This window comes from Synechococcus sp. FACHB-909 (assembly GCF_014698945.1).
Lineage (GTDB): Bacteria > Cyanobacteriota > Cyanobacteriia > PCC-6307 > Cyanobiaceae > Cyanobium.
The window spans coordinates 133,874-147,661 of record NZ_JACJTY010000001.1; the positions used below are offsets into that span (position 1 = coordinate 133,874).

Annotated in this window: 16 protein-coding genes; 8 read left to right on the top strand and 8 right to left on the bottom strand. The window is 71.7% G+C overall.

The genetic code is table 11. The features are described 5' to 3' along the window. Window positions 1-14: 14 nt before the first annotated feature. Entirely contained in the window at window positions 15-701 is a 687-nt protein-coding gene (locus H6G99_RS00615; protein ID WP_190609299.1) for a DUF547 domain-containing protein, read from the top strand. Window positions 702-732: 31 nt separating this feature from the next. Here the strand turns inward: H6G99_RS00615 and H6G99_RS00620 are convergent, their stop codons facing one another. Continuing rightward, the gene (locus H6G99_RS00620; RefSeq protein WP_190609300.1) at window positions 733-1,476 is read right to left on the bottom strand and encodes a TIGR04283 family arsenosugar biosynthesis glycosyltransferase; all 744 of its coding nucleotides are present in this window, start codon (window positions 1,474-1,476) and stop codon (window positions 733-735) included. Here H6G99_RS00620 and ubiG point away from each other — a divergent pair. Further along, entirely contained in the window at window positions 1,451-2,236 is a 786-nt protein-coding gene (gene ubiG / locus H6G99_RS00625) for a bifunctional 2-polyprenyl-6-hydroxyphenol methylase/3-demethylubiquinol 3-O-methyltransferase UbiG (protein ID WP_286190916.1), read from the top strand. The two genes, H6G99_RS00620 and ubiG, sit on opposite strands and share 26 nt — an antisense overlap. Here ubiG and H6G99_RS00630 read toward each other — a convergent pair. Beyond that, window positions 2,205-2,651, bottom strand: coding sequence for an RrF2 family transcriptional regulator (locus tag H6G99_RS00630; RefSeq protein WP_190609301.1), 447 nt, complete (start codon window positions 2,649-2,651; stop codon window positions 2,205-2,207). The genes ubiG and H6G99_RS00630 overlap by 32 nt on opposite strands. Then, complete coding sequence (locus H6G99_RS00635) at window positions 2,651-4,165, bottom strand: UbiD family decarboxylase (protein ID WP_190609828.1); 1,515 nt, start codon at window positions 4,163-4,165, stop codon at window positions 2,651-2,653. Before H6G99_RS00635 ends, H6G99_RS00630 begins: the two co-directional genes overlap by 1 nt. Before the next feature lie 126 nt (window positions 4,166-4,291). On the opposite strand from H6G99_RS00635, the gene H6G99_RS00640 reads away from it, so the two are divergent. From H6G99_RS00640 to sds, 5 genes are all read left to right on the top strand, one after another. After that, window positions 4,292-5,047 carry a 2-phosphosulfolactate phosphatase family protein gene (locus H6G99_RS00640; RefSeq protein ID WP_094585909.1) on the top strand — a complete coding sequence of 252 codons (756 nt, stop codon included), beginning with the start codon at window positions 4,292-4,294 and terminating at the stop codon, window positions 5,045-5,047. Window positions 5,048-5,108: 61 nt separating this feature from the next. Beyond that, the gene (locus H6G99_RS00645) at window positions 5,109-5,927 is read left to right on the top strand and encodes a carbon-nitrogen hydrolase family protein (protein ID WP_190609302.1); all 819 of its coding nucleotides are present in this window, start codon (window positions 5,109-5,111) and stop codon (window positions 5,925-5,927) included. Between the two features lie 6 nt (window positions 5,928-5,933). Next, window positions 5,934-7,034 (top strand): N-acetylmuramoyl-L-alanine amidase, encoded by a 1,101-nt coding sequence (locus H6G99_RS00650; protein WP_190609303.1) that lies wholly within the window; start codon window positions 5,934-5,936, stop codon window positions 7,032-7,034. Next, on the top strand, window positions 7,031-7,855 hold the full coding sequence (gene murI, locus H6G99_RS00655) for a glutamate racemase (RefSeq protein ID WP_094585907.1): 825 nt from the start codon (window positions 7,031-7,033) through the stop codon (window positions 7,853-7,855). The genes H6G99_RS00650 and murI overlap by 4 nt, the downstream gene beginning before the upstream one ends. A gap of 37 nt (window positions 7,856-7,892) precedes the next feature. After that, window positions 7,893-8,864 carry a solanesyl diphosphate synthase gene (gene sds, locus H6G99_RS00660; protein WP_190609304.1) on the top strand — a complete coding sequence of 324 codons (972 nt, stop codon included), beginning with the start codon at window positions 7,893-7,895 and terminating at the stop codon, window positions 8,862-8,864. A 7-nt stretch (window positions 8,865-8,871) separates the two neighbouring features. Here the strand turns inward: sds and H6G99_RS00665 are convergent, their stop codons facing one another. From H6G99_RS00665 to H6G99_RS00675, 3 genes are all read right to left on the bottom strand, one after another. Beyond that, window positions 8,872-9,531: an HAD family hydrolase gene (locus H6G99_RS00665; protein WP_190609305.1), complete on the bottom strand. Its 660-nt coding sequence runs from the start codon at window positions 9,529-9,531 to the stop codon at window positions 8,872-8,874. Between the two features lie 14 nt (window positions 9,532-9,545). Further along, a complete protein-coding gene (locus H6G99_RS00670; protein WP_094585905.1) occupies window positions 9,546-9,857 on the bottom strand; it encodes a hypothetical protein in 312 nt (103 codons plus the stop codon). A 115-nt stretch (window positions 9,858-9,972) separates the two neighbouring features. Then, complete coding sequence (locus tag H6G99_RS00675; RefSeq protein ID WP_190609306.1) at window positions 9,973-10,425, bottom strand: TspO/MBR family protein; 453 nt, start codon at window positions 10,423-10,425, stop codon at window positions 9,973-9,975. Between the two features lie 79 nt (window positions 10,426-10,504). On the opposite strand from H6G99_RS00675, the gene acs reads away from it, so the two are divergent. Beyond that, entirely contained in the window at window positions 10,505-12,478 is a 1,974-nt protein-coding gene (gene acs, locus H6G99_RS00680) for an acetate--CoA ligase (protein WP_190609307.1), read from the top strand. A 24-nt stretch (window positions 12,479-12,502) separates the two neighbouring features. Here the strand turns inward: acs and H6G99_RS00685 are convergent, their stop codons facing one another. Together H6G99_RS00685 and H6G99_RS00690 are read right to left on the bottom strand one after the other, a co-directional pair. Further along, on the bottom strand, window positions 12,503-13,246 hold the full coding sequence (locus tag H6G99_RS00685) for a DUF1350 family protein (RefSeq protein WP_190609308.1): 744 nt from the start codon (window positions 13,244-13,246) through the stop codon (window positions 12,503-12,505). Between the two features lie 34 nt (window positions 13,247-13,280). Beyond that, window positions 13,281-13,745: a peroxiredoxin gene (locus H6G99_RS00690; RefSeq protein ID WP_094585901.1), complete on the bottom strand. Its 465-nt coding sequence runs from the start codon at window positions 13,743-13,745 to the stop codon at window positions 13,281-13,283. Window positions 13,746-13,788 lie beyond the last annotated feature (43 nt).

The window sequence follows — 13,788 nt, forward strand, 5'->3', positions numbered from 1 at the left end:
GAACGGGTCGCCCAATGATCGACGTCGCCGTCTGGGATGGCCTGCTGCGCCGCCATGTCGATGGGGAGGGCCGGGTGGACTACGCCGCCTGGCAACGGCAGGGCGCGGACGAACTGGAGGGCTGGCTGGCGGCGCAGCGCCCCTTTGATCCGGATCCCGGCACTGGGCCCGGGGCGTTTGCCCTCTGGATCAACCTCTACAACGCCCTGGTGATCCGCCAGGTGCTGGCCCGTTTCCCCCTGGCCTCGATCCGCCCCAGCGTCGCCGGGGTGCCCAACTGGCCGGCGTTCCTGGCCTTCTTCTCCCGGCCGCTGATCAGCCTGCAGGGGCAGTCCCTCAGCCTCGATCGGATCGAGCACGGCCTGCTGCGGCCGCGGTTCGGTGACCCCCGCCTCCATTTCGCCCTGGTCTGCGCCGCCAGGGGCTGCCCCCTGCTGCGGCCGGAGGCCTACCGCCCCGAGCGGATCGAAGAGCAGCTGGAGGAGGACGCCGGCCGGTTCCTTCGGAACCCCCTGAAGCTGCGCTTCGATCCCGCCCGCCGCACCCTGCACTGCAGTCGGATCTTCCAGTGGTATCGCCGGGACTTCCTGGCGGTGGCCCCCTCGATCCCCGCCTACGTGGGCCGCCACCGGCCGGACCTGGATCTGCCGGCCGACGTCCGCATCGCCTGGCTCCCCTACGACTGGGCCCTCAACGGCTGAGCGTCAGTCACCGGCCGCCAGACGCTGAGCCTCAATCCCGGATCTCGCCGTACAAGCGCTTCAGCCGCGCTGCCGGCACCCCCAGTCCCCAGAGCAGGCCGATCGCCAGGTAGATGCCGGTGGCCTTCCAGGATCCCCAACGCGCCACCCGGCGGTCGGAGGTCTCCACCACCCGGTTGAGCTGCCGGATGCGGCCCAGCCGTCCCAGCCGGATGCAGAGATCGGCGTCCTCCATGATCGGCAGGCGCTCGTCGAAGCCGCCGCAGCGCACGAAGTCGCAGCGGCGGCAGAACATCGCCTGATCGCCGAACAGAACCCGGAAGCCGTTCAGCAGATAGCGGTGGGGCCGGAACAGCAGGGCCGCGTAGTGGGTCTTGAGGGCGTTGTGCAGGCTCACGCCCCAGCGGGTGCGCTCGGCGCCCCGCATCAGGGCCAGGAAGCCGCCGCCGCTGATGGTCGGGTCGGCCAGGGTGGCGCTCACCAGCTGCACCAGATCCGAGGGGACCAGGGTGTCGGCATGGAGGAAGCAGAGGATCTCGCCGCGGGCCGCCGCTGCTCCCCGGTTCATCTGCACCGCCCGCCCCGGCCCCGGCGAGCGGATCACGCGGCAGCCGTGCACGTGGGCCCTGGCCAGGGTGGCGTCGGTGCTGCCGCCATCCACCACGATCACTTCGGCGGCCGCCGGATCGAGGATTTCCAGCTGCTGCAGGGTGCGCCCAAGATGGCTGGCTTCATTGAGGGTCGGGATAATGATCGAGACCGACCTTGCCGTCACCTTGCTGCGCAACAATCTCGCATTCTACGATCAGCAGGCGGCCTGCTGGTGGGAAGAGTCGGCGACGATCTTTCCCCTCAGCCAACTCAATCCGCTTCGCTTTCTCTTCTTTGATCAGTTCGTTTCCCACTGGGGGAATCTGCGGGTTCTGGATGTGGGTTGCGGCGGAGGATACACCTGCGAATTCCTGGCCCGTCGGGGTGCCCTTGTCACGGGCATCGACCGCTCCGCCCCCTGCATCGCGGCGGCCCGCAGCCATGCGGCCACCTCGGGTCTGGAGATCGCCTATCAGGTGGGTATCGCCGAGGAGCTCCCCTTCGCCGCCGGCAGCTTTGATGTGGTGGTCTGTGTCGATGTGCTGGAGCACGTGGATCGGCCCGAGGCCGTGATCGCCGAGTTCGCCAGGGTGCTCACCCCCGGAGGAACGCTCTGTTTCGACACCATCAACCGCACCGTCCGCTCCCGGCTGACCATGATCTGGCTGCTGGAGACGCTGCTGCGGCTGATTCCAGCCGGCGTCCACGACTGGCGGCGGTTCGTGCCCCCGTCGGAGCTGCGGCGCTGGCTGGAGGCCAGCGGCTTCAGCGCCATCACGATGCGGGGCATGGACCTGTTCGGCCGCGGTCCGCTGCGCACCCTGGGCCGGCTGATCCACTACCGACGCACCGGCGGTTTCCAGGTCGGCTTCGACCAGGACCTGGCCGTGATGTTCATCGGTGTGGCCAGCCTCAGCCCAGCAGCAGACCCCCCGATTCGCTGAAGGCGGCCCGGGCACTGCGCAGGTCGAACAGCAGGTCCTCCAGGGTGAGCTGGTCCAGTTCCCGCTCCAGGGCCTGCAGCAGGCGACGGTTGAGCACCCGGGTCACCCGGTCGCTGGGCCGGGGGTCCTCCTCGCCATCTCCCAGGGCGAACAGGCTGCCGGCCGGGGCCTCCACCGCCGCCAGGATCGCCGCCAGGGGCACCTCGGCGGGCGGACGCCGCAGCCGGTAGCCCCCCTGCCGGCCCCGGCGGGCCTCCACCAGGGCGGCCCGGCGCAGTTTGAGCATCAGCTGCTCCAGCATCGGGCCGGGCAGGTCCTGGGCCTCGGCCAGGGCGGACACCGACTGCCAGCGCGGCGGGTCCAGGGCCAGCTCCAGCAGGGCCTTGAGGGCGTAGATGCCGCTGCGGCGCAGCATCAGCGGCCGGCCGCGAGGCGCTCCAGCACGTACTCCAGGGTGTAGCCGAACAGGGCGGGATCGGGCTCGCCGTGGCCCAGATCGTCGAGGCCCAGCTCGCTCCAGCGGCGATCCACCCGGGCCTCCAGGGCGGCATCCCGGCCCAGGGCCTGGCCCCAGTCGTGCCGCTTCTCCGGGCCGATCTTGGTGGTGGCATCAATCGCCAGCCGGCCGCCCAGCCCGAGCCGCTCGCTGGCGAAGTCGAGCGAGTCGAAGGGGGTGTCCTCCAGCACGAACAGATCCCGCTGGGGATCCACCTGGGCGCTGATCGCCCAGATCACCTGGCGCGGGTCGCGGATCGCGATCGACTTGTCGACCACCACCACGAACTTGGTGTAGGTGAACTGGGGCAGGGCGCTCCAGAAGGCCATGGCCGCCCGTTTGGCCTGGCCCGGGTAGGCCTTGTCGATGGCGATCACGGCCAGCTTGTAGCTGAGGCCCTCCATCGGCAGGAAGAAATCGACGATCTCCGGGATCTGCTGGCGCAGGATCGGCGTGTAGATCCGGTTCAGGGCGATCGCCAGCATCGCCTCCTCCTTCGGCGGACGGCCGCTGAAGGTGGTCAGGAAGATGGGGTCACGACGCTGGGTGACGCAGTGGAAGCGCACCAGGGGCGAGTCCTCCTCGCCGCCGTAGAAGCCCATGTGGTCGCCGCAGGGGCCGTCCGGGAGCACCTCCCCGGGCGTGATCGTGCCCTCCAGCACCACCTCGCTGTGGGAGGGCACCTCCAGATCGAGGGTCTTGCACCGGGCCAGTCGCACCCCCTCGCCGGCGTAGAGGCCGGCGAACAGCCATTCGCTCAGCTGGACCGGAATCGGCGTCGCCGCCGCCATCACCAGCAGCGGGTGGACGCCGATCGCCACCGCCACCTCGAGCTTGCGGCCCAGGGCCGCCGCCTTGCGCAGGTGCCGGGCCCCGCCCCGCACGCTCAGCCAGTGGACGGTGGCCGTGTTGATCGACTGGCGCTGCAGCCGGTAGACGCCGACGTTCGGGACCCCGGTCTCCGGGTCCTTGGTGATCACCAGCCCGAGGGTGATCACCCCGCCCGCATCCCCCGGCCAGGGGCGCAGCAGGGGCAGCTGCTCGAGGTTCACCTGCTCGCCCTTCAGCACCTGCTGGTGGCAGGGGGGGGTGAGGTCGAGGTCGGGCCGGGCCCGCACCAGATCCCAGAACACCCCGCCGAACTTCATCACCTCCTTGAGGCCCTTGGGGGGCCGGGGCTGCTGCAGCAGGGCCAGCTTCTCGCCGAGGGCCTCGAGCTCCTCGGGCTGCTCCATGCCCATGCTCCAGAGCACCCGTTCCACGGTGCCCATCAGGTTCACCGCCACCGGCATGGGGGAGCCGATGACGTTCTCGAACAGAAGGGCCGGCCCGCCCATGGCCAGCACCCGGTCGGCGATCGCCGCCAGTTCCAGGTCCGGATCCACCGGCGCCGTGATGCGCCGCAGCTGGCCGCGCCTCTCGAGAAGGCCCATGAAATCGCGCAGATTGCGCTGCCGCCCCAGGGCTTTGCCGATCCCGTCTGCCACCACCCCCGCCACGTCGTCCTGCGCCGTCGAGCTGCTGCCTACTGTGACGCACCCCCGTGACGATCGCGTTCCGTGCTGCTCTCCTATTTCCACACCTCCGAAGCGGTTCCCCCCCTGCTGCCCCCCGAAGAGGACGGCCCGGACGCCGCCGTGGTCATCGACGTGCTGCGGGCCACCACCACGATCGCCTGGGCCCTGGAGAACGGGGCCGAGGCGATCCAGGCCTTCGCCGACCTCGGCAGCCTCGAAGCTGCCGCCGCCGACTGGCCGGCCGCCCGGCGGCTGCGGGCCGGTGAACGCGGCGGCAAGCGCGTGGAGGGCTACGACCTGGGCAACTCCCCCCTGGCGGTGACCCGGGAGCGGGTGGAGAGCAAGCGCATCTTCCTCAGCACCACCAATGGCACCCGTTCCCTCGACCGGGTCCGGGACGTGCCCCTGCTGCTCACCGCCTGCCTGCCCAACCGCACCGCCGTGGCCCGGCGACTGATCGAACGCCAGGCCCTGCGGGTCTGGATCGTGGGCAGCGGCTGGGAGGGGGATTACTCCCTCGAGGACAGCCTGGCGGCGGGGGCGGTGGCCTCGGCGGCCATCGAGCAGGCGGTGGCGCCCCACATGGGGGTCCGCTGCGCCAACGACGAGATGCTGGCCGCCCTCGCCCTCTGGCAGCAGTGGCGCCATGACACCGAGACCTGCCTGCGCAGCGCCAGCCATGGTCAGCGCCTGATCGGGCTGGGCAACCACGACGCCGACTTCGCCTGCTGCGCCGCCGTCGACAGCCTCGAGATCGTGCCGATCCAGGCTGAACCCGGGGTGCTGAGGGCCAGCTGAACCTCTCCTTGCCCCCCTTGGCGGGTCCCTTACGATTCGCCGGTCTTGGAGCGGTCCGGCGGTGAGCAGTTTTCTGGCGGCGGCCCTGCAACTCACCAGCACGCCGGACCCGGACGTCAATTTCTCGGCGGCCGAGGAGCTGATCGAACTGGCAGCCCGTCGCGGCGCCGACCTGGTCGGCCTGCCGGAGAACTTCGCCTTTATGGGCGATGACGCCCGCCGCCTGGAGCTGGCGCCGATCCTGGCCGAGCGCTGCAGCCGCTTCCTGGTCACGATGGCGCGCCGCTACCAGGTCACCCTGCTGGGGGGCGGCTTCCCGGTGCCGGCCGGTGAGGGCCAGACCTTCAACCGCGCCGAGCTGGTGGGCCGGGAGGGCCAGCTGCTGGCCCGCTACGACAAGATCCACCTCTTCGATGTGGACCTGCCGGACGGCATCACCTACCGGGAGTCGGCCACGGTCCAGCCCGGCCACGAGCCGCCGCCGGTGGTCGACGTGCCGGGCCTGTGCCGGGTCGGCCTCTCGATCTGTTACGACGTGCGCTTCCCCGAGCTCTACCGCCAGCTGGCCGGTTCCGGGGCCCAGCTGCTGATGATCCCGGCGGCCTTCACCGCCTACACCGGCAAGGACCACTGGCAGGTGCTGCTCCAGGCCCGGGCCATCGAGAACACCGCCTACGTGCTCGCCCCCGCCCAGACGGGCCTCCACTACGGCCGCCGCCAGACCCACGGCCATGCCCTGGTGATCGACCCCTGGGGCACGGTGATGGCGGATGCCGGCGTGGAGCCGGGCCTGGCGATGGCCCCGGTCGACATGGCCCACGAGGCCAGGGTCCGTGCCCAGATGCCGAGCCTCCAGCACCGCCATCCGGCGTTGTTCTGAGTGGTGATGGGAGTGCGTGCGGCGCGATTCGCCTGGTTGCTGACCCTGCCCCTGGTGCTCGGGGCCCTTCCCGCCAGGGCGGCGAGTGCCCTGTCCGCCTGGCGCCTCAGCCGGGAGGGGGTGCTGGAACTGCGCACCTCCCCGGGGGTGCGGCTGCAGGCCTTCTACGAGGAGGGCTCCGGTGTCACCGGGCCCCGGGTGTGGGTGGATCTGCCGGGTGCTCCCCAGCGCAGCCGCTCGGTCCCCGTCGGCGGCCTGGTGCGGGAGGTGCGCATCGGCCGGCCCGATCCCGGCACCACCAGGCTGGTGCTGGAATTCCGGCCCGGCACCCGCCTCGATCCGCGCCAGCTGCGCCTAGTGGGCACATCCCGTGACCGCTGGCGCCTCTCCCTCACCGGCCTGCCCCTGAGCGGCTTCACCCGCAACGTCGGCGAGGGGGACATGGACGCGCCCAGCTCCAGCTGGACCGCCTCCCGCCCCTCCGGCTTCGGCAGCAGCGGCCGGGTCACCTCCGGCCGGCCCATCTCCGCCGACGGGCTGCCGGTGGTGCCCCGGGGCCGCTTCCGGGTGGTGATCGACCCTGGCCACGGCGGTCCCGATCCGGGGGCCGTGGGGATTGGCGGCCTGAGGGAGACCGATGTGGTGCTCGATGTGAGCCTGCAGGTGGCCCAGCTGCTCCAGGCCCGGGGGGTGCAGGTGCTCCTGACCCGCACCTCGGAAGTGGACGTCGACCTGCCGCCGCGGGTGTCGCTGGCCAACAGCAGCAATGCCGATGTGTTCGTCAGCATCCATGCCAACGCCCTGAGCATGGCCCGCCCCGACGTGAACGGCGTCGAGACGTTCTATTTCCAGTCGGGCAGCTCCCAGCGGCTAGCCCAGGCGATCCAGTCCAGGATCATGGCGATCTCGCCGGGCACGCCCGACCGCGGTGCCCGACCGGGGCGGTTCTTCGTGATCCGCCGCACGGTGATGCCGGCGGCCCTCGCGGAGATGGGCTTCGTCACCGGTCGCATCGACGCCCCGCGCCTGGCCGATCCCGGGTTCCGGCGCCGGATGGCCGTGGCGATCAGCGCCGGCATCCTCGACTTTCTCCAGGGGGCCTCTTGAGCCTTCTCGTCGGCCTGTTCGACAGCGGCCTGGGGGGCCTCACGGTGCTGCGCCAGGTCCATGCCCTCTACCCCCACTCCCCCTGCCTCTACCTGGGCGACACGGCCCGGGTCCCCTACGGCCAGCGCTCGAAGGAGGAGATCCGTGCGATCGCCTCGGAGGTGGTGCACTGGCTGCGGCTCCAGGGGGTGGGGGTGCTGGTGATGGCCTGCAACACCTCCAACGCCCTGGCCCTCGACGTGGCGGTGGCGGAAGCGGGCGTGCCTGTGGTGGGGCTGATCGACAGCCTGGCCAGCGAGCTGACCAGCGATCACGTCGGGGTGCTGGCCACCCCGGCCACCGCCGCCAGCGGTGCCTACCGGCGCTCGATCCAGGCCTGCCGCCCCTCGGCCCGGGTGCTGGAGGTGGGCTGCCCCGCCTTCGTGCCCCTGATCGAGGCGGGCGACCTGCAAGCTCCGGAGCTGCGGGCCGCCGCCACCGGCTATCTGGCCCCGCTGCTGGCGGCGAACGTGGACACGATCGTGCTGGGCTGCACCCACTACCCGCTGCTGCGGGCGCTGCTGGCCGAGCTGCTGCCCCCCGATGTGCAGCTGGTGGACCCGGCCCTGGCGGCCGCCCAGCGCCTCGGACCGCTGCTGGCCAGCCTGGGGGATTCCCCCGAGGTGGACCAGGCGGGGGAGTCGGTGCGGCCGCCCCTGCAGCGCACCCGCTTCTGTGTCACCGGCCCCGCCGACGCCTTTGCCAGCGCGGCCGCCGCCTGGCTGGGCAGCCGGCCGGCGGTGCGCAGCGTCAGCCTCCAGTCGCCCACCCGCGCCTATTGAGGCACGGCCCCTAGGATCCCTTCATCGTGGAGGTGACGTGGCGACGGTTGCAGAGTTGCTCCAGCCGGTGGAGTCCGACCTCGATGCCCTGCTGGCCGACCTGCGCAGCCTGATCGGCGCCGGCCATCCGATTCTGCAGGCGGCCGCAGAGCACCTGTTCGCGGCCGGCGGCAAGCGGCTGCGGCCTGGCATCGTGCTGCTTCTGTCGCGGGCCATCGCTCCCGACGGTGGGCTCAGCCCCCGCCACCGGCGGCTGGCGGAGATCACCGAGATGATCCACACCGCCTCCCTCGTCCACGACGACGTCGTCGACGGGGCCGCCACCCGCCGGGGGGTGGCCACGGTGCACAGCCGCTTCAATCACCGCGTGGCGGTGCTGGCCGGTGATTTCCTCTTCGCCCAGGCCAGCTGGCACCTCGCCAACCTCGACGACCTCGATGTCGTCAAGCTGCTCTCGCGCGTGATCATGGACCTCGCCGATGGTGAGGTGCGCCAGGGCCTGTTCCGCTACGACACGGGCCAGAGCTTCGAGACCTACCTCGAAAAGAGCTACTGCAAGACCGCCTCCCTGATTGCCAACAGCGCCCGGGCGGCCGGGGTGCTCACCGGCCTGAGCGAGCCGCGCCTGGATGACCTCTACCGCTTCGGGCGCCAGCTGGGCCTGGCCTTCCAGGTGGTCGACGACATCCTCGATTTCACCGCCAGCGACCAGCAGCTCGGCAAGCCCGCCGCCAGCGACCTGGCCTCCGGCTACCTCACCGCTCCGGTGCTCTATGCACTGGAGGAGCGCCCCGCCCTGGCGGGACTGATCGAGCGCGAGTTCTGCGAGGCCGGGGACCTCGACCAGGCCCTGGCGATGGTGCGCGGCTGCGAGGCCATCGGCCGTTCCCGGGCCCTGGCCGAGGGCTTCGCCCGGGAGGCCCACGAGGCGATCGAGTGGCTGCCCCCCTCCGAGCCCCGCAGTGCCCTGCGGGCCCTGCCGGAATTCGTCCTCAGCCGCCTCTACTGATCCGCCTCTAGGGATCCAGCCGGACCTCCTCCAGCGAGTTCAGGCAGATGACCCCCTCGGGATAGGCCCCGCAGCTCACCCCCGGCGGCGGCAGCACGTGCACCCGGCAGCCGGCCCCCAGGGCGGCGGCCACACCGGCGCTGGAGTCCTCGAACGCCCAGCAGGCGGTTGCTGCCACACCGAGGCGCCGGGCCGCCAGCAGGAAGGCATCCGGGGCGGGCTTGCCGTCCCCCAGCTCCGGATCGTCCCCATGGACCCTGACGTCGATCAGGTCCATCCAGGGGTGGGGGGCCACCTTGATCGCCACCGCCGGGCGGGCACTGCTGGTGGCCAGCGCCATCGGGATGCCCAGGGCCCGGCAGCGCCGCACCAGGGCCTCGGCACCGGGCATGGCCGGGGCGGAGGCCAGCAGGGCCTCGGCGATGGGCTGGCGCACCGCCAGCAGCTCCTCCTCGCTCAGGTGGGGCCCGCCCGCGGCGGCGATCCACCGGCGCACCTGGCCGGCGCAGTCGAGGCGTCGGCGGCCGCGCAGGCTGAGCAGTTCGGCGTCATCGAGGGGCCGGCCGAAGCGGCTGGCCGCCGCCTGCCAGGCCTGGGCATGGGCGGGCTCGGTGTCCAGCAGCAGACCGTCGAGATCGAACAGGCAGGCGGCGGGTCGCTGGGGCATCCCACCAGCCTGCATCAGGACGGATCGGTCTCCGGGTAGCGATCCTCCAGGGCGGTCTCCAGGGTGGTGAGCAGCAGCACCAGGGCGGCCCGCTCATCGAGTTCGCTGCCGCTCACCTCGCTGATCCAGCGCTGGCAGAGCCCCTCGATCTGCTGGAACAGGGCCGTGCCGCCCCGCAGCAGGGTCATCACCTTCTCGACGTTGTCCTCATCGATGTCCGGCGGCAGCCCCACCACGTAGCGGCGACCGTCGTCCCCCACGTAGGTGAGGTTGCCGTCGGCGTCGAGCGTCGGGCCGGCATGGGGCGTGATCGGCTGCTCCTCCATGGCCTTCCGCTCCAGTCCCGTGGGGTCGTTCCCTGGCTAACGCCGCCGGCCGATCTTGCCAAGCAGGGATGAGCAGCCCTGATCGCCCGGCCGGGCGCCCCTGAACGCCCCGCGTTCAACGGTTCAGTCGCTGCATCCGCCAGGTGACGAACGTGCCGATCGGGCTCCAGAGCAGGAACGGAACCAGCAGCAGCGCGGCCGTTGGCGAAACGGCCAGCGTCGCCAGGGCCAGGGCCAGCCCCCAGATCCAGCCGGCCAGGCCCGCCGCCGTTCCCCAGGCCACTCGGCGCGTGCGGCAGATCAGCAGCGTGTAGCCCTGCACCAGGACGAGCAGCACCAGGTAGGCGGCCATGGCCAGCGGCGCCGCCGCCCCCCCGGCCCACCAGCGGAGCAGGGCCGAGGCGTAGAAGCAGAGGTAGATCAGCGACCAGATCACCGGGATCCAGCGCTCGAAGGTGAGCCAGCGGGGGCGCCGCAGCCGCAGGAACCAGGCGAACTGCTGGCGGCTCGGGGTGAGGACGGCGATCACCAGGCCCATCACCAGCAGGATCGTCAACCAGGCGGGCATGGGAGGGGGTCGGAGTCCTCCAGCGTGGCCCGGCTGCGGTTGAATGCACCATGCCCCAGCCTGCCCGGCAGGCCTTGCCATGACCCAGGACTCCTCGCCCACCATCGAGTCGGTGCTCCAGGAAGAGCGGCAGTTCGCCCCGCCGCCGGCGCTGGCCGCCGAGGCCCGCATCGGTTCGATGGCGGCCTACCAGGCCCTGGCGGCGCAAGCCGCGGCCGATCCGGACGGCTTCTGGGGCGAGGCGGCCCGCCGGGAGCTGCACTGGTTCGAGCCCTTCGACACGGTGCTCGACTGGAGCAACCCCCCGTTCGCCCGCTGGTTCGAGGGGGGCACAACGAATCTTTCCTACAACTGCCTGGATCGCCATCTGGCCGGCCCCCGCGCCGACAAGACGGCCCTGATCTGGGAGGGGGAGCCGGGTGATGTGCGCACCTTCACCTACCGCGAGCTGCACGCCGAGGTCTGCCGCGCCGCCAACGCCCTCAAGGCCCTCGGCGTCGGCAAGGGCGATCTGGTGGCCCTCTACATGCCGATGGTGCCGGAGGCGGCCATCGCCATGCTGGCCTGCGCCCGCATCGGTGCCCCCCACTCGGTGGTGTTCGGCGGTTTCTCGGCCGAGGCCCTGCGCGACCGCCTGATCGACGGGCAGGTGAAGCTGGTGATCACCGCCGATGGCGGCTTCCGCAAGGACAAGGCCGTGGCGCTCAAGCCCGCCGTGGACCAGGCCCTGGCGGAGGGGTGCCCCAGCGTCGAGCATGTGCTGGTGGTGCGGCGCACCGGCGAGGCCACCGGCTTCGAGGCCGGCCGCGATGTCTGGTGGCACGAACTGGTGGACGGCCAGAGCGCCGACTGCCCGGCCGAGCCCATGGCCAGCGAGGACCGGCTGTTCGTGCTCTACACCTCCGGCTCCACCGGCAAGCCCAAGGGGGTGGTGCACACCACCGCCGGCTACAACCTCTGGGCCCACCTCACCTTCCAGTGGATCTTCGACATCCGCGAGGACGACATCCACTGGTGCACCGCCGATGTGGGCTGGATCACGGGCCACAGCTACATCGTCTACGGGCCCCTCTCCAACGGCGCCACCACGCTGATGTACGAGGGGGCGCCGCGCCCCTCCAAGCCCGGGGCCTTCTGGGAGGTGATCCAGAAACACAGGGTGACGATCTTCTACACCGCCCCCACCGCCATCCGGGCCTTCATGAAGAGCGGCCGTTCGGTGCCCGACCAGTACGACATGGGCAGCCTGCGGATCCTCGGCACTGTCGGTGAGCCGATCAATCCCGAGGCCTGGATGTGGTATCGGGATGTGATCGGCGGCGACCGTTGCCCCGTGGTGGACACCTGGTGGCAGACGGAGACCGGTGGGGTGATGATCAGCCCCCTGCCCGGGGCCACCCCCACCAAGCCCGGCTCCGCCACCCTGCCCCTGCCCGGCATCGCCGCCGACGTGGTGGATCTTGAGGGCAACAGCGTGCCGACGGGGCAGGGGGGCTACCTGGCGGTGCGGCGGCCCTGGCCGGGCATGATGCGCACCGTGCACGGCGATCCCGACCGCTTCCGCAGCAGCTACTGGGAGCACATCCGCCCCGCCGACGGCAGCTGGCTCTACTTCGCCGGCGACGGCGCCCGCCGCGACGCGGATGGCTATTTCTGGGTGATGGGCCGGGTCGATGACGTGATCAACGTCTCCGGCCACCGCCTGGGCACGATGGAGATCGAATCGGCCCTGGTGAGCCACCCCTCGGTGGCGGAGGCGGCCGTGGTGGGCCGGCCCGACGAGCTCAAGGGGGAGGGGATCGTCGCCTTCGTCACCCTCGACGTGGGTGTTGAGGGCGATGCGGCCCTGGAGGCCGAGCTGCGCCGCCACGTGGGGCTGGAGATCGGCCCGATCGCCCGGCCGGACGTGATCCGCTTCACCGATGCCCTGCCCAAGACCCGCAGCGGCAAGATCATGCGTCGGATTCTGCGGTCCCTGGCGGCGGGGGAGGACGTCAGCGGCGACACCTCCACCCTGGAGGACCGCTCGGTGCTCGATGCCCTGAGGGTGTGAGGGCGCAGGCCTGGCCGGGTGGCCTCAGGCCGTCCCGGACCAGGCGCTGATCTGCTCGGCCAGCCGCTCCATGGACCGCTGGCGGGCCGGATCATCGGCCCACTCCCCCAGGAACTGCTTGCGCAGGCCGCCGCTGGCCGGGGTGAGGTGGTCCCCCGGCAGCTCCAGCAGGGTGGAGGCATCGCCGGCCCTGGCCTGCAGCACGCCGATCAGCCGGCCGCTCTGGTCGATGGTGTCGCGGCTGAAGCGCACCACCAGGTTGCGGGGCTGGCTGTAGCTGCTGCCGATCTGCCGCAGGGTGTCCTCCGGGGAGGGGCTGAACTCGCTGCGGAAGCGGAACTGCTGGCCCAGCTCCGCCAGGAAGGGGATCGAGCGCTCGGCCGAGAAGTTGTTGAAGCTGAGCGCCACCAGGCCATCGCAGCGGCGGCCGCCGTCGGGGGCGAGCAGATGCAGCTTGCAGCCGAGGCTGTGGCCCAGCCGGATCAGGGGGGAGGCGGCCCCGTCGGGGGCCAGCGGCTCCAGCTCCCGTTCCCGCTGCTGGCGGAACAGCCGCCAGGCGGCATTGGCCTGGGCCTGGTGGTCGAAGCCGGGCACGTAGCTCCAGGCGTGGATGCGCCAGCCCCGGGCCGCCAGGGCCTCGAGACAGCGGCGGTAGCTCAGCTGGGGGGAGGCCGCCAGGTAGCTGCCGCCGATGAACTCGATCAGCCCCCGGGGCCGCCCCGGGGGCTCCAGCCGCCAGAGCTCTCCCTGCTGTCGCCACGCCGTCATCGTCCTCTCCCCCCGTGCTGGATCGCGAGCGGCCTCAGGAGGCCTGGAGGCCGCGCAGGGCGTCGAGGGCCTCGCGCCGGTGGGCCGGCCCGTCCAGCAGGTTGTTGAACACGTGGCGGATCACCCCCGTGCCGTCGATGACGTAGGTGACCCGGCCGGGCAGCAGCCCCAGCACGCTGGGCACACCGAAGGCCTTGCGCAGCCGGTTGCCCCCATCCACCAGCAGCGGGAAGGGAAGCCGGTGGCGGTTGGCGAAGCGCCGGTGGCTGGCGGCATCGTCGCCGCTCACGCCCCACACCTCGGCCCCGAGCGCCTGCAGGTCGGCGTAGCTGTCCCGGAAGGCGCAGGCCTCCATGGTGCAGCCGGGGGTCTCGTCCTTGGGATAGAAGAACAGCACCAGGGCCTTGCCCTCCAGCCGGTCGCTGCGGCGTTCGCTGCCGTCCTGGTCGGGGAGGGCGATCAGGGGGGCGGTGTCGCCGGGGGCGAGGGCTGGGGCCACGGAGCGGGGGACGCAGGCAGGATCCGCCAACCCTAGGAAGCCG